Source organism: Pseudomonas sp. 32A, assembly GCF_052682255.1.
In genome coordinates this window covers 1,336,648-1,360,574 of the sequence record NZ_JBQYLY010000001.1, presented here as the reverse complement: position 1 = coordinate 1,360,574, position 23,927 = coordinate 1,336,648, and the positions used below count along the sequence as shown (strand labels likewise).

Below are 23,927 nucleotides of genomic sequence, written 5' to 3'. Positions count from 1 at the left end.
ATGTGCCTTGTTGAAAAAAACGCGCTAGCTGGCGAACCGTCGCTCGGCTATTCCTTGCACGCCCAGCCCGGTGATCGCAAAAAGCGCCCCGCGCTGCTGACCGTCGGCCGGGAAACGCGGCAACGGTGGCTTGGCCATGGAGGTGACAAACAGGGTGTCCAGGTTCGGCCCGCCGAAGGTCAGGCTGGTGACCTTTTTCACCGGCATCTGGATGATCCGGTCGACCTGGCCGTCGGGTGTGTAGCGCACCAGTTTCCCGGCGTAGACCAGCGCCTGCCACAGGCAGCCTTCGGCATCCACGGTGCAGCCGTCGGCGGCGCCACCGCTGCTGGTATCGACCTTGGCGAAGGTGCGTCGATTGCTCACCGCGCCGCTGGCCTGGTCGTAGTCGTACGCCCAGATCTCGCCGGACCAGGTGTCGCAAAAGTAGAACGTGTCACCCGACGGGCTCCAGCACGGGCCGTTGGACACGATGATGCCTTCGTCCAGGGTGTGCAGGCTCAGGTCCGCGTCGAGGCGGTAGAGCTTGGCGCTGGCGCTGTCTTCGAGGGTGTCCATGGAGCCGAAGACAAAGCGGCCCTGGCGGTCGACCTTGCCGTCGTTGAGGCGGTTGTTGGGCAGTGCGGGTTCCGGGTCGATGACCAGCGTCTGTTCGCCGCCGTTGAGGTCGAGCAGATGCACGCCGTTTTGCAGGGCTACGATGGCTTGCTCGCCGCTATGCCGCAGGGCCATGGAGCCGATTTTCTGGCCCACGTCCCAGGCGCGCAGTTCGCGGCCATCCTCGGTGCAGCGCAGGATCCGGCCGTCGGCGCTGTCGATCCAGTACAACCGTTGTTGCTCGACGTCCCACACCGGGCCTTCGCCCAGGGTGGTCTTCACGTCCACAAGCACTTCGATACGCATGGTGTTATCCCCTTTTTTGTTGTTGTGCGGGATGGACATGGCCGCGCCGTGACGCGGCCGGTTTATCGCTTAGAAGTTGACCTGGTCGCGCCCTTTCAGCCCGAGGATTTCTCGCGCTTCATCCGGCGTGGCGACCCGGTGGCCGAGGGCTTCAATCACTGTGCGAATGCGCCGTACCTGCTCGGCGTTGGACGCGGCCAGTTTGCCTGGGCCATCCCACAGCGAATCTTCCAGGCCGACTCGGGCGTTGCTGCCCATGGACAGGCCCATGGTGGCCAACGGAATTTGCCCACGGCCGGCGCCGAGGATCGACCACACGTAGTCGTCGCCAAACAGCCGGTCAGCAGTGCGGCGCATGTGGGCCAGGTCTTCCGGGTGGCCGCCGATACCGCCGCGCAAACCGAATACCGACTGGATAAACAGCGGCGGCTTGAGCAGGCCGCGTTCCAGGAAGTGGGCGGCGGTGTACAGGTGGCCGATGTCGTAGCACTCGATTTCAAAACGTGTGCGGTTTTCGGCGCAGGAATTGAGGATGTGGGTAATGTCGCGGAAGGTGTTGCGAAAGATCCGGTCGTCGCTTTCTTCCAGGTAAGGACGCTCCCAGTCGTGCTTGAACTCGGTGAAGCGGTTGAGCATTTCGTACAGGCCGAAGTTCATCGAGCCCATGTTCAGCGAGGCCAGTTCCGGCTTGAACTGCATCACCGGTTGCAGGCGTTCTTCGACGCCCATGGTCGGTGCGCCGCCGGTGGTGATGTTGATCACCACGTCGCTGGCGGCTTTGATCTGGGGCAGGAATTCGGCGAACAGCGCAGGGTCCTGGCTGGGACGGCCATCGATGGGATCACGGGCATGCAGGTGAACAATGGCGGCGCCGGCTTCGGCGGCACCGATGGCGGCATCGGCAATTTCCTGCGCGGTGATCGGCAAATGCGGCGACATCGACGGCGTATGGATGGCACCGGTGACGGCGCAGGTGATGATCACAGGACGATTTTTGGACATGACGATTCTCCGACTTTTATTCTTATGAAAAAAAATCCCGGGTGTGGCTTGTGTGTTCTTCCTTGGCTAAACGCTGATGCGGCCTACAAGTACTCGACGTTACCGTCGACACTGATCGCTTGGCCGGTGACATTGCGGGCGGCGGGCGAGCAGAGAAACAAGGCCATGGCCGCGACGTCTTCGGCGGTGACCATGCGCTTGAGGGAGATCTTGTTGAGGTATTCCTGGCGCATCTCGGCTTCCGGTACGCCGACCTGCTCGGCACGGGCACGGAGCACGCCATCCATGCGCGGGCCTTCGACGATGCCGGGCAGCAAGGCGTTGACGCGGATGTCGCTTTCGCCCAGCTCCGAGGCCAGGGATTTCATCAGGCCGACGATGGCCCATTTGGTCGCGGCATACGGCGTGCGCCAGGCGTAGCCAAGACGGCCCGCAACCGAGGCGATATGCAGCAGATGGCCGTGGGACGATTCCTTGAGCATCGGCACCGCGTGGTGGGCAAAACGGTATTGCGCCGTCAGGTTGATGTTGATCGTGGCTTGCCACTCGGCATCGCTGATGGCGTCGATGCCGCCGGTGGGACCGGCAATCCCGGCGTTATTGACCAACACATCCAGCCCGCCGAATTGCTCGCGCTGCACCTGGAACACCGCCTCGATCTGCGCGGCGTCGCTCACGTCGGCACGGGTGGCAACAGTGCCTGGGTACTTGTCGCGAAACGCCGCCAGGGCCGGTTCGCTGACATCACACACATGCACCTTGGCACCCGCCTCCAGATAGGCCGCCGCCAACACTTCACCGATGCCGGCAGCCCCGCCGGAAATCAACACACGTAACCCAGGATAGGGCTGCAGCCGCTGTAGGACACTCATGCACGTTTACCTCCTGAAACAGACGACCGCGAACGGTCGTTCTTGACGAGCAGGCGCGCCAGGGAATCGGCGGCCTGCATGATGTCATCGGTCACGGCAGCGCGGGCACCGGCACCATCGCGGGCGGCCAGGGCTTCGACGATGCGCGTATGCGCCTCCATCGAGCGCTGCAAGTGAGCTTTGTCGGGAGCGACCAGGGCAAAACACGGGCCCATGTGCAGCCAGAAGTTTTCCACGGCGGCCATGGTCAATTCGGCCTGGGCGACGGCATAGATCCGACGGTGAAAGGCGAAGTTGGTCCACAGGTAGCGGGAAACGTCGACTTCGTCGGCGGCTTGTTGCATCTGCTGGCAGAGGTCGGAAATTTCGTCGAGGTCGGCTTTTTCCAGGAGCAGCACGGCTTTTTCTGCCAGCAAACCTTCCAGGGCGACCCGCGCATCGCGAATTTCCCGCAGGCGTTCGACCGTCATCATGCGGACCCGCAGACGAGAAGTTTCGGTGACTTCAAAGGCGTTTTCGGCGCTGAGACGCTGGAGGGCTTCGCGTACCGGCATGGGGCTGGAGCCGAGGGCTTCGGCGAGGCCGCGGATGGTGAGTTTCTGGCCGGGCTGGAAACGACCACTCATCAAGGCTTCACGGATCTGGCGATAGACCTGGTCTTGCAAGGTATCGCGGGACACCTGGCGCAAGGTCGGAAGGAGAAGCGGGCCATCTGTCATGAGTCAAAACCTGTGTTGTCGTTCTTATGGCTCCAATATGTGATCACAAATCAAATATGTCAAATAGTTTCCCGTTGACCATGAGTGTGACGCTGACTTAAATGGCCTCTCTCTCAAGCAAGGACCGCTGAACCATGAAATTCGCCTACACCATCGTCTACGTGCCGGACGTCGCTGCCTCCCTGCAGTTCTTCGAAAAAGCCTTCGGTTTGAGTCGTCGTTTCCTGCATGAATCGGGGACGTATGGCGAGTTGGAGACGGGTGGCACCACCCTTTCCTTCGCGGCCCATGAGTTGGGCGAGATGAATTTCAAGGGCGGGCATGTGGAGGCGCATGCCTCGCAGCAGCCGCTGGGGATGGAGTTGGGGTTTGTTACCGAGGATGTGTCAAAGGCCCATGCCAGAGCGCTGGCGGCGGGTGCGAAAGAGCTTGCTGCGCCGAGCACCAAGCCTTGGGGGCAGGTGGTGTCGTATGTGCGTTGCCCGGATGGGACGCTGGTGGAGTTGTGTACGCCGATTCAGAACTGAAGAAACACTGTAGGAGCGAGCTTGCTCGCGAAGGTCGTGAACGATAACGCGGGAAACCAGGTGCCCCGCGTCGCCCTCAGGTTTTTCGCGAGCAAGCTCGCTCCTACAGAAAACAAGGACTCAAGGCTTGAGCGGGAGCTCCTGGTCACGCTCGGACAGCTCCGTGCCATCGTCCGGATGCTTCCAGGTCTGCGGTTTTTCTTCCTCGCGGCGCTGCCTGGCGCGCTCCTGTTCCAACTCATCACGTTGCTTGTGTTCGTTGCTCATACCCACCTCCCGTCCGTAAGAATTGGACACAATGGAGAAGCATAGATGAGGGAGCGGTTTTGTGTGATCCCAGCCATTGATAACCAAGGCGCATCAATACATGTAAATAACTCACTTATCATTTCTAAATGTGTCAGCCACTATCCGCGGTCTTAAGCGAAACAAGCACTTTAAAAAGAACGCTGGAGACACAAAAAAATGCAAAATCCTTCACGGCCTGACTCTGCCCGCTCCAAAGTCGGCGCGGTCTTTCGCGTCACCTCCGGCAACTTTCTCGAACAGTTCGATTTTTTTCTGTTCGGTTTCTATGCCACCTATATCGCCGCTGCCTTCTTCCCTGCCGCCAATGAATTTGCGTCATTAATGATGACCTTCGCCGTGTTCGGCGCAGGCTTTTTGATGCGTCCGCTGGGCGCAATCATCCTCGGCGCTTACATCGATGATGTGGGTCGCCGTAAAGGCTTGATCGTGACCCTGGCGATCATGGCCAGCGGTACCCTGCTGATCGTGCTGGTACCGGGCTATCACACCATTGGTTTGTGGGCACCGCTGCTGGTGCTGGTGGGCCGCCTGTTGCAAGGCTTCTCGGCCGGCGCAGAACTGGGCGGTGTGTCGGTGTACCTGGCCGAAATGGCCACACCGGGCCGCAAGGGCTTCTACACCAGCTGGCAATCGGGGAGCCAGCAGATCTCCATCGTGGTCGCGGCCGCCCTGGGTTATGGCCTGAACCAATGGATGGAACCGGCGGTGGTTGCCGATTGGGGCTGGCGCATTCCGTTCGCCATCGGTTGCGTGATCATCCCGTTCATCTTCTTCCTGCGCCGCAACCTGCAGGAAACCGAAGAGTTTGCCAACCGCAAGCACCGCCCTACCATGCGCGAAGTGCTGGCCACCCTGGTGAAGAACTGGACCATCGTCATCGGCGGCATGATGATGGTGGCAATGACCACCACCGCGTTCTACCTGATCACCGTGTACGCGCCGACCTTCGGCAAAACCGTGCTCAACCTGACTACCTCCGACGCCCTGCTGGTGACCTTGCTGGTAGCCGTGTCGAACTTCATCTGGCTGCCCATCGGCGGCACCCTGAGTGACCGTTTTGGCCGCAAGCCGGTGCTGATCGCCATGACCGCCCTGACTGTGCTGACCGCCTACCCGGCACTTTCCTACGTGGTCAATGCGCCAAGCTTCGCGCACATGCTGGAAACCCTGCTGTGGTTCTCCTTCCTGTACGGCATGTACAACGGCGCGATGATCCCGGCCCTGACCGAAATCATGCCGGTGGAAGTGCGCGTGGCGGGCTTCTCCCTGGCCTACAGCCTGGCGACCGCGATCTTCGGTGGTTTTACCCCAGCGATCTCAACCTGGTTTATCCACGAGACGGGCGACAAGGCATCGCCGGCCTACTGGCTGATGTTCGCCGCACTGTGCGCCCTGTGCGCGACGTTTGCGCTGTATCGCCGCGCCAGTGCCCGTCTGCAAGTTGCCTGAGGAATCACGCTGATGAAAACCCTATTCAAAACACTGGCGGCACTGGCGATCGGTTCCCTGGCGATGGTCGCCCATGCAGAAGAGCTGAAAGTCATGACCTCCGGCGGCTTCACCGCCGCCTACAAGTTGCTGGGTGCGCAATACGCCACCCAGAGCGGCGACACCCTCGACACCATCCTCGGCCCGTCGATGGGCAAGGCGCCGGAAGCAATTCCCAACCGCCTGGCCCGTGGCGAACACGCCGACGTGGTGATCATGGTCGGCTACGCCCTGGACGAGCTGATCAAGCAAGGCAAGGTCGACAAAGCGTCCCGCGTTGAACTGGCGGACTCGCGCATCGGCCTGGTGGTCAAGGAAGGCGCAACCAAGCCTTCGATTGCCACCGATGCCGAACTGAAGACGGTACTGACCAACGCCAAATCCGTCGCGTACTCGGACAGCGCCAGCGGCGTCTACGTCGAAAAGGAACTGTTCAAGAAACTCGGTATGCCGTCCAAGGGCACCATGATCGAACGTATCCCGGTGGCCTCCCAAGTGGCCAAGGGTGATTACGAAGTGGGCTTGCAACAGGTGTCCGAACTGCTGCCGATTCCAGGTGTGACCTACGTCGGAAAAATCCCGGAAGACGTGCAGTCCGTCACCCGTTTTGCTGCAGGCATTCCAGTGAATGCCGAACACCCCGAGCAGGCGAAAAAACTCCTGCAATTCCTCGCCTCGCCCGAGGCGCAACCGGTGGTGCAATCCACCGGACTGGATTCGGTATCACACTGACCGGAACGGCATCTGCCGGGTCAACCGCTCCAGTTCCAGTGCCGCCGGCGTCAACGTACGCCCGCGGCGCTTGATCAACCCCACGTTGCGCACCACCTCCGGCTCCACCAGCGGCACGCTTGTCAGAATCGGATGTTCGCCGCCCGGCATCGCAATCGACGGCACCATCGCCACCCCCAACCCCGCCTCCACCAACCCGATCATCGTAGTGACGTGATGGGTTTCGCAGATGCTTGGCTTCTTCACCCGCACCCCGCGCAGGGCCTGGTCCAGCAAAAAGCGATTGCCTGAGGTCTTGTCCACGGTGATGTAGTCATGCTCGTACGCCTCGACCCACGTCACACTGGCACGGTCCGCCAGTGGATGATCCCGGCGACAGGCCAGCACATAACGCTCCTGCAACAACAGCTCGAACTCCACCCCATCCGCCAGGCTGCCGCTGAAACTCACGCCGAAATCCGCCTCGCCACTTTCCACCGCCGCACACACCTCGCCCGCACTCGCGTCCAATACCCGCAGACGAATCTTCGGATAGAGCTTGTGGAATTCGGAGATCACGTGGGGCATGAAGTAGTACGCCGTAGACGGCACACAGGCGATGGTGACATTGCCCATACGGGTTGAAGCCACGTTACTGATGCCCATCAGGGCGATGTCCAGGTCATCGAGCATGCGCTCGACTTGCGGCAGGAACGCGCGACCCACCATGGTCAGGCTGACCCGACGCGTGGTGCGTTCGAAGAGTTTGACGTCGAGGGCAGACTCGAGCTTTTCGATGCGCCGGCTGAGGGCTGGCTGGGAGATACGGATGGCTTCGGCCGCCGCACGGAAACTGCCCTTGTCTACGACGGCACGGAAGGCTTGGAGGTCGTTCAGGTCGAAGTTGATGATCACGGGGGCAGCCATTGGTTGAACAGATGTGGCGGGCATTATCGTATGGGGGCTGGCGGGATGCTATTGGCGCGGGCCACAGACTCGGGATCAGCCAATAACCCTACGGAAAATATGCGGTCATACATATCAGCAGGGAATTTGCGTGGGTTGGAAACGAGACTTCTGAAAAGCGTCAATACTGACAGCCTCAAATCCAGCTCTCACTTTCAGGCCCACTATGGAAAAGTCTTTGACGATGGATTACCCCATCAGTATCTGCACGAAACAGACAGCACGCTGGTCAGTTCAGGAGACTCCAGCGACTCACACTGGTCAGTTACCGCTTGCAACACGCCCAGCGTTGAGTAGGATTAAATCCTACCCAGCAAAAGCGGACGCTACCATGCGCTCAACCCAGCAAATGAGCATCACCTTGCCGATTGAGATGGCCGCACTCGTCAAAGCCAAAGTGAGCACTGGCGAGTATGCCAGTGAAAGTGAAGTCATACGCGACGGGCTGCGAATCTTGCTGGCACGTGACCGAGCAATGGAAAACTGGCTTCAGGATCAAGTGATTCCAGCAGCCGTCGCCCTCAAGGCCGATCCAGACAGCGCGCTGTCTGCCGCCCAGGTCCGCGAACACATGGCAGCCAAACGCCAACAGAAAGGCAACCGTAAGTCGTGACCTACACGGTAGCTTTTTCACCCAAGGCAGTAACGCAACTCGAAGAACTTGAAGACTACATAACCCAGGCCGGCTCACCCGTCATCGCTGCGCGCTATGTAGATGCCATCATCACTTACTGCGAAAACCTGTCTCTATTTCCTCTGCGCGGCATCAGCCGTGAAGACGTGTTACCCACTCTACGTACCACTCACTATCGGCACACCACCATCATCGCTTTTACAGTAGATGCCGACACTGAAACGGTATCGATTCTAGGGGTGTTCTACGGAGGGCAAGATTACGCAGCCCTCTTGCAGGACGAGGACAACGGTTAACTTCGGCTCCAATCGTTCTATTCACGAATAGCTACCGGTAACGCAATCAATGGATGAAACAATAAAAAGGACTTCCAGCCCTGCGCCTCTCTATCGAGCGCTTCGAGCGGGGTTGTGGCTCCTGGGTTTGCTCTGCCTTGCAGCTTTGGGCTTCTTCGCCTGGCAAAGCTTCTACCCGGTCAGCGCAGCCGAAGACTGGAGTGTTCATGTCGTCCACCGAGACGTAGCAAAGGCCGCATCACTGATGCCGATGCCCGACGGTTCGCTGATGGTGAGCCAGGAATTGAGCGATGGGCTTGGCAGTATCGTGCGCATCTTGCCCGACGGAAAACGCGAGCTGGTTGTAGGAAAACTATCCAAGCCCGATGGCATGGTGGCCACTCAGGGCGGTTGGGTGTTCAGCCAGGAAGTGGACGGCGCGCCGGTCAGCCTCCTCAAGGACGGCGTCGTCACCGAGCTGTTCAGGGGAGAAAGCGTGCAAGGGCTATGGGACGACGGCGAGTACCTGTATGCCATCGAAGACCGCAAGGTCGGGGCGCGGATTCTGCGCTATCACTGGAGCGACAGGACCTTGAGCGTCGTGCGTGACCAACTCAGCGAAGGCGAGTCGATTGTTCGCTGCACGGATGGGCGCATGCTCTACACAGAAAAAAAGAAGGGCGTGGTGCGAGAGCTGACCATCGACGGTAGCGACCCGGTGGTACTGAGCCATTTGAACAAACCCACCTTCCTGATGTGCGATGAACGCGGGTTATGGATCAACGAGGACTCAACCCACCGTGCGCGTTTGTTGCTGATCGACAAGCACGGGCACCAGCAGACGATCCTGTCTTTCCTGAAGGCGCCACAGTCGATTGTGCGTACGACGAAGGGAACGTACCTGGTGGCCGAAGGTGGTCGTGACCGTATCCTGGAACTGGTGCCATCCGTGGCACGAGCAGACCCCGTTACAGCTGAAACCGCGCCACCGCCTCATTAAGCGACACCGCCAACCGCGCCAGCTCATGGCTCGACCCGTTGATCTGCCCTGCCCCCGAGGACGACTGCGCAGACAGGTCACGAATATTGACGATGTTGCGGTCCACTTCCTTGGCCACTTGCGCCTGCTCCTCGGCGGCGCTGGCGATGACCAGGTTGCGCTGGTGAATCTGGTCGATGGAGTCGGTGATCTGGCTCAATGCGCCACCGGCGCCTTCGGCCAGGATCAAGGTTTCACTGGCCCGCTGGGTGCTCGATTGCATAGAGGTCAGTGCCTCGCTGGAGCCACTGCGCATCGCGGTCACCATCTGGTCGATCTCCAGGGTCGATTGTTGAGTGCGATGGGCCAGTGCACGCACTTCATCCGCCACCACGGCAAAACCACGCCCGGACTCACCGGCACGCGCCGCCTCGATGGCCGCGTTCAGCGCCAGCAAATTGGTCTGCTCGGCAATAGAGCGAATCACGTCCAGCACCTTGCCGATGTCCCGCGATTGATCGGCGAGGTTTTGCACCAGGCTCGAGGTTTCGCCGATGTTGGTGCTCAGCGCCTGAATCGCGCTGACCGTTTCACCGACGCGCTGCTGGCCGTCGCGGGCCGTTTCATTGGAGAGCCGGGTGGATTCGGAGGTGGAAACGGCATTACGCGCCACCTCATCGGCGGCCGAAGTCATCTCATTGACGGCGGTGGCGGCTTGCTCGATTTCAGCGGTCTGCTTTTGCAGGCTGCGGCTGCTCTGGTCGGTGATACCGTTGAGGTCGGTGGCCGAGGCCGCCATCTGCCCGGCCGACTGGCGAATCAACTGCAAGGTACCGCGCAGGTTGCCTTGCATACTCTGCAGTGCCACGAGCAGGCGCGTCACTTCGTCGTCGCCGGTGACTTCAACGGTCTGGGTCAGGTCGCCCCGAGCGACGTTTTCCGCGGCACGCACGGCGTGGCTCAGCGGGCCAACGATGCTACGCGTCAGCAACCACGCCAAGGCCACCGTGCTCAACGCCGCCAGCAGCACGAAGCCGAAGACCATCGTGCGTGAGCGGCTGTACTGCGCCTGCGCCGTCTGGCCCTGCAGGTTTATCTGGGCGTTGTAGTAGTCGGCCAGGGCATTGAGCTGATTGCCGGAACCGTCGACCACGGTTTTCATGTCCACCAGCAGCAACTTGTTCAGCTCGGTGGTCTGCTGCTTGTCGGCGAGGATGAATGACTGAGTGAGACCTTGCTGATACTGACGCAGGGAGACCTGGAACTGATCATAAAGATTGCGTACCTCGGGGGTATCAATCACCGCATTCAGGTCGGCCAGTTTCTTCGTCAGATCCTGGCTGCGGGTGTCCATCTGGCTACGGTATTGCGAGAGGCTCGCCGGGTTGGGATCAAGGGCCATGCGCAGGGAAATGGTGCGGATGCGCAGCATGATTTCGCGAATGTCCGAGACCAGGCGCATCTTCGGCACCAGGCCACTTTCAACCTGCACGGCACTTTCGCGGATGTTCGCCATATTCGAGAGCGCAAAGAACCCGAGCAGCGCCACGAGCAAGGCAATCAAGGCAAAACCGAGACCCGCGCGGCGGGCAATGGACAGGCTGCGAAGCGACATGGCGATTGTTCTCATTATTGGCATACGACATCGTATGACAGAGTTTCGGCCAGCCAGGATAGGACTTGAGGGGTATTGACCAGAAGTTAGCGGATATAAATTACCTACCTGAAAGCCCTACGAAACAGACACGCCTTGGAGGTATTTCCAAGGCAGCCCGAGACTCTTTATTCAGCAGGTCAGATAGACCACGCCTGCGCACTTTCAAAAAACGCCTGCGCATTACTGTCCAGCGTTTCCAGGTGATAGCCGCCTTCTTGCACGATTACGCACGGCAGCCCCAACCCACGAATACGCTCACCCAACCGCGCAAACCCTTCCCGCGTCACTGCCACTTTGCTCTGTGGGTCCAGCTCGTAAATATCGAACCCCAGCGACAACACCAGCACGTCCGCCGAGAAGTCCTTCACCGCCTTTAAGGCCAGCTCCAGCTTTTCAAAGAACACCGCTTCACTGGCACCATGCGCCATCGGCAGGTTGAGGTTGAAGCCTTCCCCCTTGGCAGCGCCGCGCTCCTCCGCAAAGCCTGCAACCCCCGGATAGAAGTTGGTCGGGTCGCCATGAATCGACACGTACAGCACATCATCACGGTCGTAGAAAATCTCCTGGATGCCTTGCCCGTGGTGCATGTCGGTGTCGAGTACGGCGACGCGCTCGAAGCCATCGCGCAACGCCTGCGCCGCCACCGCCGCATTGTTGATGTAGCAAAACCCACCGGCAGCATCGAAACGGGCGTGGTGGCCTGGCGGGCGGCACAGTGCATAGGCTGCCGGCGCACCGTCGAGGATGTCTTTAGCGGCAGCGACGGCGCTTTGGGCGGACCAATACGCCGAGCGCCAAGTGAGTTCGCCAACCGGGCAACTGCCGTCGGCGAGGTAGCGCGCCGCCTGGGCCAGGATGCCGCGCAGGGCGTTGGGCTCGCGCACGAAGATGTTGGACATGACTTCGTCGCCCCAGTCTTCGGGGATTTCTTTCCAGCGCTGGTGGGCTTCCTGGAGGAAGGTCAAGTAGGCAGCGCCGTGTACAGCCAACAGTGGATCGAGGCCATGGTCGTGCGGTTGCTGGATTTCGAAGCTCAGGGTCTGGGCGGCCAGCAGCAGGTTGCGGGCGCGTTCCGGGACCTCCTGCGGCGTGCGCATCTGGCCACGGGAGTAGTAGCTGCGAGGATGGTGCAGGAGTTGTTCGGGGTGGAAAAAAGTACGCATGGGATTTCTCCTTACTGAACCTGGCCGGCACGTTTCAACACGGCATTGAGCAATACATCGGTGCCCTGGCGAACGTCCTCGGGCAGCACGTCTTCCGCTTCGTTATGACTCAAGCCGCCGACGCACGGGATGAAGACCATCGCCGTCGGGCAGTACCGCGCCAGGTGAATAGCGTCGTGACCGGCACCGCTGACGATGGATTGCTGTGCATAACCCAACGCATCCACTGCCGACTGCACACACGCCACACACTCGGCATCAAACGGCGTGGAGGGACTGATCCAGTGCGGGCTGACGGTGACGCTCAGGCCACGCTGGGCGGCGATATCCTGCAAACGGGCGCGCACCTGTTGCTCCATGGCTTCGATGTCGGCGTCGCGGTGATGGCGCAGGTCGACGGTGAAATTCAGCAGGCCGGGGATGGTATTGCGCGACGACTTGGCGATGTTCAATTCGCCCACCGTCGTCAGGCCTTCAGGCGCAAAATCAGCCGCCAGGTTTTCCAGCGATTGAATCATCTGCGCGGCGCCATACAAGGCGTCCTTGCGCAGCGGCATCGGCGTGGTGCCGGCATGGGCGGCCATGCCTTCTACACGCACGTCGAGCCAGCGAATCGCCTGGCCACCGGTGACCACACCGATGCTCTTGGCGTTGTCTTCCAGGATAGGACCTTGCTCGATGTGCGCTTCAAAATACGCATCCACCGCGCTACCCAATGGGCGTTGGCCGTTGTAGCCGGTGCTGCGTAACGCATCTGCAACGCTGACACCGTCGACATCCCGGGTGGCCAGCGCCTTATCCAACGCCAGGGTGCCGGTGAACACCGCCGAGCCAAGCATGGCCGGGGTAAAACGGGCGCCCTCCTCGTTGGTCCACACCGCGATTTCCAGCGGTTTACGGGTCTTGATGCCGTGGTCGTCGAGGCTGCGGATCACTTCCAGTCCGGCCAGCACACCATAGACGCCATCAAACCGCCCGCCTTCCGGCTGAGTGTCGAGGTGGCTGCCCATCATTACCGGGGCCGCTTCATTGTCCGTGCCGGCGCGGCGGGCGAACAGGTTGCCGATGGCGTCGACGCTCAAGGTCAGCCCGGCGTCTTCACACCAGCGGCTGAACAGCGCGCGGCCAGCCTGGTCTTCGGCGCTCAACGCCAGGCGGCAACTGCCACCGCGAGCCGTAGCGCCGATCTCGGCCATGGCCATCAGGCTGGCCCACAGGCGCTCGCCATTAATCTTCAACATACACATTCTCCAATCAAACGCTTCAAGCCATTTCAAGGCGGTGGGCGGTGGCGTGACGACGGGACAACGCCAGTACGCACAGCAGCGAAACCGCCGCGATCGCGCTGTAGAACACCGCCATCGGCCACCATTGGCCCTGGTATTCATGGGCCAGCCAGGTGCCGATCAACGGCGTGAGGCCACCGGCCAGCGCTCCGCACACTTGATAGGCCAGGGAGATGGCGGTGTAGCGCACACGGGTTTCGAACAGGCCGCTGACGAAGCCGGCGATCACCGCATAAAACGAAGCCATGCACACCACGGCCAGCGCAATGCCGAGGATGATCAACGGCGCCTGGCCGCTGCTGACGAGCACGAACATCGGATAGGGCGAGGCCATCGCGAGCACGGTCATCGCACACAAAAAACGTGTGGCACCGACCTTCTCCGCCACCCAGGCCGCCAGCGGCTGGACGCAGAACTGGATGATAGCCACGACAAACAGGCATTCCAGAATCAACGAGCGCGGCAGGTTAAGTTGCTGGGTGGTGTAGGCAATCATGAAGGTGTTGGTGAAATACACCCCGGCAATCCCCAAGGTGTTGGCGCCGATGCACAGCAGCAGTGGGCGCCAGGCCGTCTTCAGCACTTCGATCACCGGCGCCTGATCCTGGGTGATGGCCCGGGCCTTTTCCGCCTTGGCTTTGTCTTCCAGGAACTCGGGGGATTCATTGACACCCAGGCGGATCGCCAGGCCGACGATCAACAACAAGGCACTGGCCAGGAACGGCACGCGCCAGCCCCAACTGAGCAGATCGGCTTCCGGCAAACGGGTTACCGCGCTGAAGGCCAGCAACGACAGGATCAAACCCGCCGGGCTGCCCAACTGCGCAAAGGAAGCAAAAAAGTTGCGACGGCCTTTGGGTGCATGTTCGCCGGCCATCAGCACCGCCCCGCCCCACTCGCCGCCAACGGCAATGCCCTGCACGATGCGCAGCAGCACCAGCAATATCGGCGCCGCGACGCCGATCTGCGCGTAGGTCGGCAGCAGCCCGATGCACACCGTCACCACGCCCATCATCACCAGCGTGATCACCAGGGATTTCTTGCGACCGATACGGTCACCAATATGCCCAAACACGATGCCGCCCAACGGCCGGGCAAAGAAGCCCACGGCAAAGGTGCCGAACGCGGCCATGGTGCTGAACAGTTTGTCGTCGGAAGGGAAAAACAGCTGACCGAACACCAGCGCCGCGGCGGTGGCGTAAATGTAAAAGTCGTACCACTCGATCATGGTGCCGATGAAAGCGGCGGCCGCGGCACGGCGAGGCTGCGGCGAAGCGGAAGGCTTCATGGGGCTGGCTCCTTTGGTTATTTTTTTGGCAGGAGAAAGGTCTGGCGCTCGCGCTCTGATGGCGCTGGTTGAGGGTGATTTTTCGTCTCGACGCTATGATTAGTCAATTTTCTATTTATTATTCCGATTATAAATCCTGCTTATTATCGAGCTGTCGCCATGTCTGAAAACCGCCGCGATGTTCACCCGCTGCTCAACGACCGTCTGGACTGGAACCTGCTGCGTACCTTCCGGGTGATCGGCCAGGAACTGAGCATCAGCCGCGCCGCCGCGCGCTTGCACCTGACCCAGCCGGCCATCAGCCAGGCGCTCAAGCGTCTGGAAGAGCAACTCGACTGCCAACTGATCGCTCGTCGCGGGCCACGTTTCGTGCTGACCGAAGCTGGCGAGCAAATCTTCGCGATCGCCGGCGAGATGTATGGCCAGGTCTCGCAGATGAGCAACGCCCTGCAAAAGCCCGGTGACGAGGTGATCGGCAAGGTGCGGTTGCTGATGATCAGCCGGATCAACTCGGACACTTTTGATGAGTTCCTGGCGGACTTCCATCGCCAGCATCCCAGGGTCGACCTGGACGTTGAGGTGATGCGTAGCTCTGACATCGTTGCTGCCCTGCTGGAGAAAACCGCGACGTTGGGCCTAAGCCTTAATCGACGGCCGCAGCCACGGTTGGAGCAGCATCTGTTTCTGCGTCAGCGTTATGCATTTTTTTGCGGCCGACATCATCCGCTGTTCGGGCGTACCGGTCTGGCGGAAGGCGATTTGCAGTCGGAGAACTTCGTGAGTTTTACCAGCGACCAGATCGGCGGGATGCTCTCGCCGTTGACGATCTTTCGTGACCAGCAGGGCTTCAGCGGACGCATCGTGGCGTCGTCCTCCAGCCTGGAGGAAGTGCGGCGGTTGGTGATTGCCGGGTTTGGCCTGGGCTGCCTGCCGATTCATGTGGTGGCCGAAGATGTGAAGCATGGATTGCTCTGGCGTTTGCCGCCGGACGAAGGGATTACCGACGTGGATATCCACCTGCTATGGAATCGTGAGCAGAAGATGAGCCGGGCGGAGGCGGTGTTTATTGAGAGTCTGTTGGCGCGATTGGCTGCCGAATGAATGGCATTGGTGAACAGTCGAAGGGTTTATTCCATGCCAATGACTACACGGCCAGAGCCTTCTCGGCACTGCGTGCCATGATCTGCAAATCTTCAAACGGGTTTCTGCCAATCAACATGAAGGCATGGGTTGGATTGGACCAAAACACCACGTTCATTCCACGACGCTGTTCGGTGGCCATGGGCATCAGGCCTTTTTTCGCAGACGTAATACAGAGCGCCAGCGGGCCGTGACGTGGGTCGAGGTACGTTAATTGGCCGATTAATACGCCATCGTAATCGAGGATTTGTGCGCGCCTGAACTCGGCGCCCGGCAGGCTTATCGCCTCTGGGCTCAGCGGCAGACCGAGCTGGCGCCCTACCGAACTCAGTTGGGCAATAAGCGAGTCGGGATCAGCGCTGAGGTTTTCCAAGGTCTGGGGCGTATACAGCGCCATGTATTCGGCGACCGAGGCACGCCAGCCCGAACCGGGCTCTGGTCGGGGCCAGGTCATGAACAGTCGATCAGCGACCACGCCGGCCACCGCAAAGCTAACCGCAACCGCGAGAAACCTGCGCCGACTCAGGGTGGGTGTTTGTGCTGGCGGCAAGGCATCGAGCATCGCCTGCAAACGTTCGGTGGGGGCTTGATCGAGTACCGAATCGAAAGCTGATTTGAACGACAGGTGCCCGCGCTTGAGCTGCTCTACACGGGCAGTCACGGTAGGATCAATCCCCAACAGGTTATCGATAACCTGACGCTGCTGAGGGTCTAACTCGCCGTCCAGATAAGCCACCAGCAGTTCATCCGACGGTGGTGTATGTTGAGTCATCGTCGTTCTCCACTCGATTTATCCAACAGGCCACTTGAGTGCGCCGTTTCAGCCAGTTTCAAGCGCGCAGCGGCCAGCCGGCTCATCACCGTTCCCACCGGGATATGCAGGACTTCGGCAATTTCCTTGTATGAAAGCCCTTCGACGTAGGCCAGAAACACCGTCTCCCGCTGGGCTTCAGGCAACGCATTGACGCGCTTGATCACCTGCGCAGCCAGCACGTGATCCTGAGCCAGGGTTTCGCCGTCGAACGACAACTCCTGCTCAGCATCGACGAACCCCTGGCCTTGCCGCACCCGTTGCGAGCGCAATTCGTTGAGCCAGATCGAATGCATGATCGTCAGCAACCAGCGGTCCAGTCGCGTGCCGGCCATGAACTGTCCTGCACGCTCCAATGCCCGCACGCAAGTGGCTTGCACCAGGTCATCCGCCACATGCTTTTGTCGCGACAGCACCAACCCGTATCGCCATAAACGTGGCAACAACTGGCTCAACTCACGACGCAACTCAGCGTCTTTGCTTATGGCAATCTCCCGACTGTTCGCTCACGGGTTCAAGCCTGAGGCGCGGCGGCGATGGCTTCGGCCAGGTCTTCGTATTCTTCGCAGGTGGTGCTGCACAAGGCTTTGATTTTCACCAGTTGCTCCTGGGCCAGGTCCACGCGGCCCTTGATGACGTAGGCTTCACCCAAGTACTCACGGACTTGTGCGTAGTTGGGGTCCAGGGCCACGGATTGCAGGTAGTAGCTGATGCCTTCGTCGGTGCGGCCCAGCTTGCGGGTGGCGTAGCCGCGGTAGTTCAGGGCCTTGGCGGTGTTCGGGTTTTGCAGGGTGTCGAGCAGTGACAAGGCTTCTTCGTAACGCCCGTCCTTGGCCAGGCGATAGGCGTAGTCAGTGCGGTCAGCGTCCGACGTGGCTTTGCTGGTTTGCAACACGCACTTGCCGGTCTTGGTGTCCCAGACCTGGCCTTTCGGGCAGTTGGGCTTGGGCGGCGCCGATTCGTCACCGGAAGCATGGGCCTGGCCGGCCAGTAGTGCGGCGGCCATACAGGCACCGAAGAACAAAGCGGTGCGGTAACCAACGGCGTGTTCGGGACGATTCTTCATGGCGTTCAGCTCCGTAACGATAGGGAAAGTACAGCAGCAAACTCAGTGTTGAAGATCACCCCGAGGGCCAGGCAGCATGCGGCGCAGCGTGCCGTCGCGCTGGATGTAGTGATGCCACAGCGCGGCGCAGGCATGCAGCCCCGCAAGCACGATGATCGCCCAGGCGACGTTGTTGTGCAGGCCACCGAGGGTGCCACGCAACTCGTGATCAATCACAAACGGCGCGGGGACGGGGAACAGGCCGAAAAAATTGAAAGGCTCGCCTTGGGCCCAGCGGAACAGGAAGCCCAGGATCACCTGCGTCAGTAGTAACAGGTATAGACAGCCGTGGGCGATTTTGGCGGCCAGGTTAAGCGCAGGATGATTGTCGGCCTTTGGGTGATTACCGCCGAACAGACGCCAGAGGATACGTGCAGCGATCAGCACTGCCATGGCGATGCCGAGGGAGATATGGACGGATTGCAGGCCCTTGCGCAGCGGCGTGGCTTTTTCCAGGTTTTCCCAGATGTGGGCGCTGGCGAACATGAAGATCACCAACGCGGCGGTCAGCCAGTGGAAGGTGCGGGTCAGGCGGTCGTAGCGGTCGGCGGGGTTGTTCATGGGCGTTTCCTGGGTGGTCTGTGTGGTGAACACCGCAGCAGGAAAACTTATTCGGAGGGAGGGTAAAATTCACAGATTAGACCTGTTTATTTTCCAACCCCGCATCCTTGGTCAAAATATGCGAACTAAATGCTAGAAACTCCCCCAGATGTTTTGTGATGATCGCTACGGTAATCGGCAATTGAAGCGTCTGGTACTCGTGAACAGCAATGTTACGAAACCCGACCATGTTCTTCAGGTTGGTCAGCAACGCAGGATTGACCCAACCGCCCTGACATAACAATTCAAACACGTCACGGGCTCCTTGTGGAACGCCCAGGCGCTCACGACGAATCAAGTGTTGGCCCATGTCCAGCGCTGCCTCACAGGCACGCTGAATATTAAAAATCGCCGCATCCTGGCGCGTGAAATCTGTGGCGAAGCTGGTGGGATCTTTATCGTATTCCTGACGGGCGCGAGCAACGCACCGCTCAATGCTGGCTGCTTTATTGATGAGAACATCATCGACCATAAACTTTCCCTTCCTTCTGGATATCCGCCGACAACTCAGCCCTTGCCGTGTCCAGCGCGGTTTTTTCGCTCAGGACGTAGCTCTCGAATAGACCCGCCTGGACGTTCCCGGACCAGAGCCGACGCCCAGTGGTCAATACTTGGTATTGCATTACCGTTGAGGCTGCGCGCAAATCAAGCAAGTCGACGGGAACTCCAACGATATCGGCCAACTCCCCGGAGAGCTGCCATAGCAATAAAGGCTCGACCACTCCCGCAGAAAGGACCGCAACATCCAGATCACTCTCACTACCTGCCTCACCCGTCACTTGGCTACCGAACACATACACAGCCAATAGCTCGGGAACTTCAGCCTGCAAACGCGCCAGCACTTTTTTAAAATTCATGACTGATGTCCGAAGCGCCAATTAACGAAGACCGTAGCAGAATTCATTATGCAGTTTCTGACTGAAAGCAAAAAACCCCCGACAACATTGAAGTTATCGGGGGTTTTTCATTTTTCAATAATGGCGGAGAGATAGGGATTCGAACCCTAGGTACCGGTGAAGGTACAACGGATTTCGAATCCGTCCCATTCGGCCACTCTGGCATCTCTCCAACGGCGCGCATCATAACAGCCTGTTTCCTGGAAGCAAAGCGCCAAAGCGATTTTTTTCCGTGCTATCAGATGCTTGCGTCGATTACAGCGGTACGCCGAGACGGTTGGCGACTTCTTCGTAGGCTTCGATGACATCACCGAGGCCCTGGCGGAAGCGGTCTTTGTCCATCTTCTTGCGGGTGTCTTTGTCCCACAGGCGGCAGCCGTCCGGGCTGAATTCGTCGCCCAGGACGATGGAGCCGTCGTGGAACACACCGAATTCCAGTTTGAAGTCCACCAGCAGCAGGCCGGCGTCGTCGAACAGTTTGCTCAGGACGTCGTTAACCTTCAGCGACAGTTCTTTCATGCGCGCCAGTTGTTCAGCGGTGCCCCAACCGAATGCCACTACGTGGGATTCGTTGATGAACGGGTCGCCCTTGGCGTCGTCTTTCAGGAACAGTTCGAAGGTGTAAGGGTTGAGCTTGAGCCCCTCTTCCACGCCCAAACGCTTCACCAGGCTACCGGCCGCGTAGTTACGCACGACGCACTCGACCGGGATCATGTCGAGTTTTTTTACCAGGCATTCGTTGTCGCCCAGCAGTTTGTCGAATTGGGTCGGAATGCCGGCCGCTTCGAGCTTCTGCATGATGAAGGCGTTGAACTTGTTGTTCACCATGCCTTTGCGGTCGAGCTGTTCGATGCGCTTGCCGTCGAACGCCGAGGTGTCGTTGCGAAACAGCAGGATCAAGCGGTTGGCGTCGTCGGTCTTGTAAACCGATTTGGCTTTGCCGCGGTAGAGTTCTTCACGTTTTTCCATGATGGGCTCCGCTTGCTAAGTAGGTGGGCTAGGCGATGTGCCGCCAGTCGAGCCCTGAATCTTGATCGGCCAGTTGCAGCCAGTCCGGGTCGCACCCAAGGGTGTCGACAAAACATTGCCGGGCCAGCTGCGGCAGGTTGTTCTTGCTGCTCAGGTGGGCCAGGACCAGGTGTTGCAGGTCTTGCCAGCCCAACTCATACACCAGGTACGCCGCCTGGTGGTTGTTCAAATGTCCAAACTGCCCGCCAACCCGCCGCTTGAGAAAGGCCGGGTAGTGACCCCGCGCAAGCAGGTCACGGCAGTGGTTCGACTCGATCATCAATGCGTCGAGGTCGCGATAACCGTCCAGCACCTTGGCGCAGTAGGAACCCAGGTCGGTGAGCAGGCCGAAGCGCCGTTCACCATCACTGAATACGTATTGCGTCGGTTCCTGGGCATCGTGGGCCACTTCAATCACAGCGATGCTCAAGGCACCAATCTGCAATTGGTCGCCACCGGCCAGCAAACCTGCGGGTTCAATCGGTTTGCGCATCCCGCGCAAGGTACCGCGACTCAGGTACACCGGAAGATTGTAGCGCCGAGACAGCAAACCCACGCCATGCACGTGGTCGGCATGTTCGTGGGTCACCAGAATCGCGCTCAGCTGCGCGGGGTGAACCCCCAGGCGCAGCAGGCGCCGCTCGGTTTCCCGCAGGGAGAAACCACAATCCACCAGGACGTACGTGTCGTCGTGGGCTACAAGCGTGCCGTTCCCTTGGCTACCGCTGCCGAGAACGGCAAAACGCATCGGATCAGCCCAGGTTGTCCTGAATCACGCCCAACACTTTGCGCGCCACTTCTGCCGGCGCCACGGTGTTGATGTTTTTCTCGACGGTGACTTGCACGGTTTCGCCTACCTTGCTCAAACGAACCTGGTAACGCTCGGCGCGGGTCTCGACTTCTTCCTTGGTCGGCTTGCTGCCGAACAGCTTGCTGAAGAAACCTGGCTCTTCGTCTTTCTTCTCGGCTTTTTCAGCCAAGTTGATGTAGTACAGGCCCAGGCTGCGGTTGATGTCTTCAACGCGCCATTCGCCATGCTCCAGCGCGCGGCCGACACTCGACCAGGCGCGATCCAGGTCTTCACCCAGGTTGAGCACAACGTTACCGCTGCCGTCTTCGCTGAGGCTGACGCGGCTAGGTGTGTCGAAGCTACCGGCGGCGAGCAGGGAGACGGAACCGCCCTTCTCGGAGATTCGGCTCATGCTGGCGAGCATTTCGTCGACCAGGGCAGCGTCCACGCCGGTGTTGACCGAACGTGGGGTGAAGTCGACGTTGGCAGTGCTGCCGGCAGGACGCTCGGCGCTTACCACATAGACTTCACTGGTGTTGCGCTGCACGCCTGGCTCGATGCGCACGCGGATGCGGGCTTCGCTGTCATTGGCTACGCCGCCGGCTTGCAGGCGCTTGGCCATGGACGCCGACAGTTCGCTGGTGTGCTGCCACGCGGTAGTGAATTCACCGGTCTGCGGGCGTTGCTCATCGATACGGAAACCGTTGTCCTGGAAGAACTGCACGGCCACCGGCCAGACTTCGGCAGGTGGGCGCTGGGCCATGACCCAACGGGTGTCGCCGCTCTTCTGCAGGCTGTAGTCGCTGGCATCGGCCACGGCCGACAACGGCTGTGGACGCGGCACTTCGTACTCACCCTTGAAGGTGTCGTCGGCCACGTTGCGCGGAATCGGCAGCAACGGGTCAAGGCGCTTGGCGACGTTGACGTCCGACGGCAATTTCATCGGGGCGGTTTGTTGGGCTTCCAGGTAATCGCTACCGCGGTCGCGGAAGTAGCCTTCCGGGCCCCAGATCCAACCGCAGCCACTGGTGCTGGAGATAATCAAGGCAAGTGCGGAAAGTCCGGCCAATCGCTTCATGCGTAGTGCTTCCTCAATTAAACCAGGACGCCGGACTGGCGCAGGGCCTGTCGCAGCGGTTCGTGACAGGCTTCGCTGAGCCAGGTGAGCGGCAGACGGATACCGTCCGGCATCAAGCCCATCTCATGCAGCGCCCATTTCACGGGGATAGGGTTGGATTCGATAAACAGGTTTTTGTTGAGCGGTGCCAGTTGTTCGTGGATCGCCCGGGCCTTGACCGCATCACCGGCAATGGCCGCGGCACACAGCTCGCTCATGGCGCGCGGTGCGACGTTGGCAGTCACCGAGATGTTGCCTTTGCCGCCCAGCAGGATCAGTTCGACGGCAGTGGCGTCGTCACCGGAATACACCAGGAAGTCGCTGCTGACGCCGGCCAGGATGTCCTTGGCGCGTTGCAGGTCACCGGTGGCTTCCTTGATACCAATGATGTTCGGTACGGTGGACAGGCGGATTACGGTTTCGGCCTTCATGTCGCAGGCGGTGCGACCAGGCACGTTGTAGAGGATCTGCGGGATGTCGACCGCTTCGGCAATAGCGCGGAAGTGCAGGTACAGGCCTTCCTGGGTCGGCTTGTTGTAGTACGGAGTCACCAGCAGGCAGGCATCGGCGCCGGCTTTCTTGGCGTTACTGGTCAATTCGATCGCTTCGCGGGTCGAATTGGCGCCCGTGCCGGCGATGACAGCAATACGCCCTGCAACGCGCTTGACCACGAACTCGATCACTTCGATGTGTTCTTCCACATCAAGTGTGGCCGATTCACCCGTGGTGCCGACCGCCACGATGGCGTTGGTGCCCTCTTGCAGGTGGAAGTCCACCAGTTTGCCCAGGCTGTCCCAGTCGAGATTACCTTGTGCATCCATGGGTGTGACCAGTGCCACCATACTGCCCGCAATCATGCAACCGCTCCTGCCGGAAAAAGAGAGCGGTAATGGTACTGGCGCCAAGATGCTTGTACAAGCGAAGTACCGCCTGAGGATGCGTTCTGGATCAACTTAGTTCGCAGCAACGCCATCATTCGGCCAAAGCGGGGTTTGATGAAGCTGATTACGTAATGAAAACGCCACCTCCTAGCCCTTGGCGATGGTTTTCGCTACCCTTCATCCTTTGATTGATACCGCTTTCATCGTATCGACCGCTCATCGCTTTAGGAAGGCTGCATGTCCACCCCCACAGTCCGCGAACAATTCCTTGTCATCAGTGCCCTCGGCGCCAACCCCATGGAGCTGACTAACGTCCTGTGCCGCGCCAGCCATGAAAACCGCTGCGCCGTCGTGACCTCCCGCCTGACCCGCCATGGCGAGTGCAGCGCGCTGGTCCTGCAGATTTCCGGGACCTGGGATGCCCTGGCCCGCCTTGAAACCGGCTTGCCGGGCCTGGCCAAGAAGCATGACTTCACCGTCAACGTGGTGCGCAGCGCAGCCCTGGAAAACCGCCCCCAGGCTCTGCCTTATGTCGCCTATGTCAGCTCGGCCTACCGCTCGGACATCGTCAACGAGCTGTGCCAGTTCTTTATCGACCATAACGTCGAGCTGGAAAACCTGACCTGCGACACCTATCAGGCCCCGCAGACCGGCGGCACCATGCTCAACGCCACCTTTACCGTGACCTTGCCGGCCGGCGTGCAGATCAGCTGGCTGCGCGACCAGTTCCTGGATTTCGCCGATGCCCTGAACCTCGACGCACTGATCGAGCCTTGGCGCCCACAGAACCCAATGTAAGG

The 23,927-nt window shown here is 60.0% G+C and carries 28 protein-coding genes, 1 tRNA gene and 1 pseudogene; 8 read left to right on the top strand and 22 right to left on the bottom strand.

Going from position 1 to position 23,927, the window contains the following annotated elements:
- Positions 1-24: 24 nt before the first annotated feature.
- The 4 genes from ACUN0G_RS06220 to ACUN0G_RS06205 all read right to left on the bottom strand — a co-directional run bounded on the left by ACUN0G_RS06220 (position 25) and on the right by ACUN0G_RS06205 (position 3,496).
- Complete coding sequence (locus ACUN0G_RS06220; protein WP_445575524.1) at positions 25-903, bottom strand: SMP-30/gluconolactonase/LRE family protein; 879 nt, start codon at positions 901-903, stop codon at positions 25-27.
- 69 nt (positions 904-972) lie between these two features.
- On the bottom strand, positions 973-1,905 hold the full coding sequence (locus ACUN0G_RS06215) for a 3-keto-5-aminohexanoate cleavage protein (RefSeq protein WP_445572917.1): 933 nt from the start codon (positions 1,903-1,905) through the stop codon (positions 973-975).
- Between the two features lie 83 nt (positions 1,906-1,988).
- A complete protein-coding gene (locus ACUN0G_RS06210; protein ID WP_445572916.1) occupies positions 1,989-2,777 on the bottom strand; it encodes an SDR family oxidoreductase in 789 nt (262 codons plus the stop codon).
- The gene (locus ACUN0G_RS06205; protein WP_003211913.1) at positions 2,774-3,496 is read right to left on the bottom strand and encodes a GntR family transcriptional regulator; all 723 of its coding nucleotides are present in this window, start codon (positions 3,494-3,496) and stop codon (positions 2,774-2,776) included. Before ACUN0G_RS06205 ends, ACUN0G_RS06210 begins: the two co-directional genes overlap by 4 nt.
- A gap of 134 nt (positions 3,497-3,630) precedes the next feature.
- Between ACUN0G_RS06205 and ACUN0G_RS06200 the strand changes: the two genes are divergently transcribed.
- Entirely contained in the window at positions 3,631-4,023 is a 393-nt protein-coding gene (locus tag ACUN0G_RS06200; RefSeq protein WP_445572915.1) for a VOC family protein, read from the top strand.
- A 120-nt stretch (positions 4,024-4,143) separates the two neighbouring features.
- On the opposite strand, the gene ACUN0G_RS06195 is transcribed toward ACUN0G_RS06200, so the two are convergent.
- Positions 4,144-4,290 (bottom strand): hypothetical protein, encoded by a 147-nt coding sequence (locus tag ACUN0G_RS06195; RefSeq protein ID WP_445572914.1) that lies wholly within the window; start codon positions 4,288-4,290, stop codon positions 4,144-4,146.
- Between the two features lie 198 nt (positions 4,291-4,488).
- Here ACUN0G_RS06195 and ACUN0G_RS06190 point away from each other — a divergent pair, with 198 nt between their 5' ends.
- Together ACUN0G_RS06190 and ACUN0G_RS06185 are read left to right on the top strand one after the other, a co-directional pair.
- Entirely contained in the window at positions 4,489-5,781 is a 1,293-nt protein-coding gene (locus tag ACUN0G_RS06190) for an MFS transporter (protein WP_258344171.1), read from the top strand.
- Positions 5,782-5,793: 12 nt separating this feature from the next.
- Positions 5,794-6,552, top strand: coding sequence for a substrate-binding domain-containing protein (locus tag ACUN0G_RS06185; protein ID WP_421524655.1), 759 nt, complete (start codon positions 5,794-5,796; stop codon positions 6,550-6,552).
- On the opposite strand, the gene ACUN0G_RS06180 is transcribed toward ACUN0G_RS06185, so the two are convergent.
- Entirely contained in the window at positions 6,544-7,446 is a 903-nt protein-coding gene (locus ACUN0G_RS06180; RefSeq protein WP_445572913.1) for a LysR family transcriptional regulator, read from the bottom strand. The genes ACUN0G_RS06185 and ACUN0G_RS06180 overlap by 9 nt on opposite strands.
- 382 nt (positions 7,447-7,828) lie before the next feature.
- On the opposite strand from ACUN0G_RS06180, the gene ACUN0G_RS06175 reads away from it, so the two are divergent.
- The 3 genes from ACUN0G_RS06175 to ACUN0G_RS06165 all read left to right on the top strand — a co-directional run bounded on the left by ACUN0G_RS06175 (position 7,829) and on the right by ACUN0G_RS06165 (position 9,406).
- Entirely contained in the window at positions 7,829-8,110 is a 282-nt protein-coding gene (locus ACUN0G_RS06175) for a ribbon-helix-helix domain-containing protein (protein WP_063032594.1), read from the top strand.
- Complete coding sequence (locus ACUN0G_RS06170) at positions 8,107-8,427, top strand: type II toxin-antitoxin system RelE/ParE family toxin (RefSeq protein ID WP_177027148.1); 321 nt, start codon at positions 8,107-8,109, stop codon at positions 8,425-8,427. The genes ACUN0G_RS06175 and ACUN0G_RS06170 overlap by 4 nt, the downstream gene beginning before the upstream one ends.
- Positions 8,428-8,554: 127 nt before the next feature.
- Entirely contained in the window at positions 8,555-9,406 is an 852-nt protein-coding gene (locus tag ACUN0G_RS06165; RefSeq protein WP_445572912.1) for a hypothetical protein, read from the top strand.
- On the opposite strand, the gene ACUN0G_RS06160 is transcribed toward ACUN0G_RS06165, so the two are convergent.
- The 5 genes and pseudogenes from ACUN0G_RS06160 to ACUN0G_RS06140 form a co-directional block, all read right to left on the bottom strand.
- Complete coding sequence (locus ACUN0G_RS06160; protein ID WP_374106749.1) at positions 9,375-10,184, bottom strand: methyl-accepting chemotaxis protein; 810 nt, start codon at positions 10,182-10,184, stop codon at positions 9,375-9,377. The two genes, ACUN0G_RS06165 and ACUN0G_RS06160, sit on opposite strands and share 32 nt — an antisense overlap.
- A 48-nt stretch (positions 10,185-10,232) precedes the next feature.
- A pseudogene (locus tag ACUN0G_RS06155) lies at positions 10,233-11,000 on the bottom strand (MCP four helix bundle domain-containing protein); the annotation flags it as partial.
- A gap of 179 nt (positions 11,001-11,179) precedes the next feature.
- On the bottom strand, positions 11,180-12,205 hold the full coding sequence (locus ACUN0G_RS06150; protein ID WP_445572911.1) for a histone deacetylase family protein: 1,026 nt from the start codon (positions 12,203-12,205) through the stop codon (positions 11,180-11,182).
- A gap of 11 nt (positions 12,206-12,216) precedes the next feature.
- A complete protein-coding gene (locus ACUN0G_RS06145) occupies positions 12,217-13,446 on the bottom strand; it encodes a Zn-dependent hydrolase (protein ID WP_445572910.1) in 1,230 nt (409 codons plus the stop codon).
- 22 nt (positions 13,447-13,468) lie between these two features.
- A complete protein-coding gene (locus ACUN0G_RS06140; protein WP_445572909.1) occupies positions 13,469-14,779 on the bottom strand; it encodes an MFS transporter in 1,311 nt (436 codons plus the stop codon).
- Positions 14,780-14,938: 159 nt separating this feature from the next.
- Here ACUN0G_RS06140 and ACUN0G_RS06135 point away from each other — a divergent pair, with 159 nt between their 5' ends.
- Positions 14,939-15,880, top strand: coding sequence for a LysR family transcriptional regulator (locus ACUN0G_RS06135; RefSeq protein WP_445572908.1), 942 nt, complete (start codon positions 14,939-14,941; stop codon positions 15,878-15,880).
- Between the two features lie 43 nt (positions 15,881-15,923).
- Here ACUN0G_RS06135 and ACUN0G_RS06130 read toward each other — a convergent pair whose 3' ends face one another.
- The 11 genes from ACUN0G_RS06130 to dapA form a co-directional block, all read right to left on the bottom strand.
- Positions 15,924-16,691, bottom strand: coding sequence for an anti-sigma factor family protein (locus ACUN0G_RS06130; RefSeq protein ID WP_445572907.1), 768 nt, complete (start codon positions 16,689-16,691; stop codon positions 15,924-15,926).
- The gene (locus tag ACUN0G_RS06125) at positions 16,688-17,185 is read right to left on the bottom strand and encodes an RNA polymerase sigma factor (RefSeq protein WP_421524699.1); all 498 of its coding nucleotides are present in this window, start codon (positions 17,183-17,185) and stop codon (positions 16,688-16,690) included. The genes ACUN0G_RS06130 and ACUN0G_RS06125 overlap by 4 nt, the downstream gene beginning before the upstream one ends.
- A 59-nt stretch (positions 17,186-17,244) precedes the next feature.
- The gene (locus ACUN0G_RS06120; protein ID WP_375378952.1) at positions 17,245-17,736 is read right to left on the bottom strand and encodes a tetratricopeptide repeat protein; all 492 of its coding nucleotides are present in this window, start codon (positions 17,734-17,736) and stop codon (positions 17,245-17,247) included.
- Between the two features lie 102 nt (positions 17,737-17,838).
- Positions 17,839-18,396, bottom strand: a complete 558-nt coding sequence (locus ACUN0G_RS06115) for a cytochrome b (RefSeq protein WP_445572906.1) — start codon at positions 18,394-18,396, stop codon at positions 17,839-17,841.
- Positions 18,397-18,472: 76 nt separating this feature from the next.
- Positions 18,473-18,907, bottom strand: coding sequence for a type VII toxin-antitoxin system HepT family RNase toxin (gene hepT, locus ACUN0G_RS06110; protein WP_445572905.1), 435 nt, complete (start codon positions 18,905-18,907; stop codon positions 18,473-18,475).
- On the bottom strand, positions 18,897-19,292 hold the full coding sequence (mntA, locus tag ACUN0G_RS06105) for a type VII toxin-antitoxin system MntA family adenylyltransferase antitoxin (protein WP_445572904.1): 396 nt from the start codon (positions 19,290-19,292) through the stop codon (positions 18,897-18,899). Before mntA ends, hepT begins: the two co-directional genes overlap by 11 nt.
- A gap of 121 nt (positions 19,293-19,413) precedes the next feature.
- Positions 19,414-19,503, bottom strand: a tRNA-Ser gene (locus tag ACUN0G_RS06100).
- An 83-nt stretch (positions 19,504-19,586) separates the two neighbouring features.
- Positions 19,587-20,300, bottom strand: a complete 714-nt coding sequence (gene purC, locus ACUN0G_RS06095) for a phosphoribosylaminoimidazolesuccinocarboxamide synthase (protein WP_003211975.1) — start codon at positions 20,298-20,300, stop codon at positions 19,587-19,589.
- A gap of 28 nt (positions 20,301-20,328) precedes the next feature.
- On the bottom strand, positions 20,329-21,087 hold the full coding sequence (locus tag ACUN0G_RS06090; protein WP_258344154.1) for an MBL fold metallo-hydrolase: 759 nt from the start codon (positions 21,085-21,087) through the stop codon (positions 20,329-20,331).
- Between the two features lie 4 nt (positions 21,088-21,091).
- On the bottom strand, positions 21,092-22,207 hold the full coding sequence (gene bamC / locus ACUN0G_RS06085; RefSeq protein ID WP_258344153.1) for an outer membrane protein assembly factor BamC: 1,116 nt from the start codon (positions 22,205-22,207) through the stop codon (positions 21,092-21,094).
- Between the two features lie 17 nt (positions 22,208-22,224).
- Entirely contained in the window at positions 22,225-23,103 is an 879-nt protein-coding gene (gene dapA, locus ACUN0G_RS06080; RefSeq protein WP_445572903.1) for a 4-hydroxy-tetrahydrodipicolinate synthase, read from the bottom strand.
- A gap of 261 nt (positions 23,104-23,364) precedes the next feature.
- On the opposite strand from dapA, the gene ACUN0G_RS06075 reads away from it, so the two are divergent.
- A complete protein-coding gene (locus ACUN0G_RS06075) occupies positions 23,365-23,925 on the top strand; it encodes a glycine cleavage system protein R (RefSeq protein ID WP_003172487.1) in 561 nt (186 codons plus the stop codon).
- The last annotated feature ends 2 nt before the right edge of the window (positions 23,926-23,927 follow it).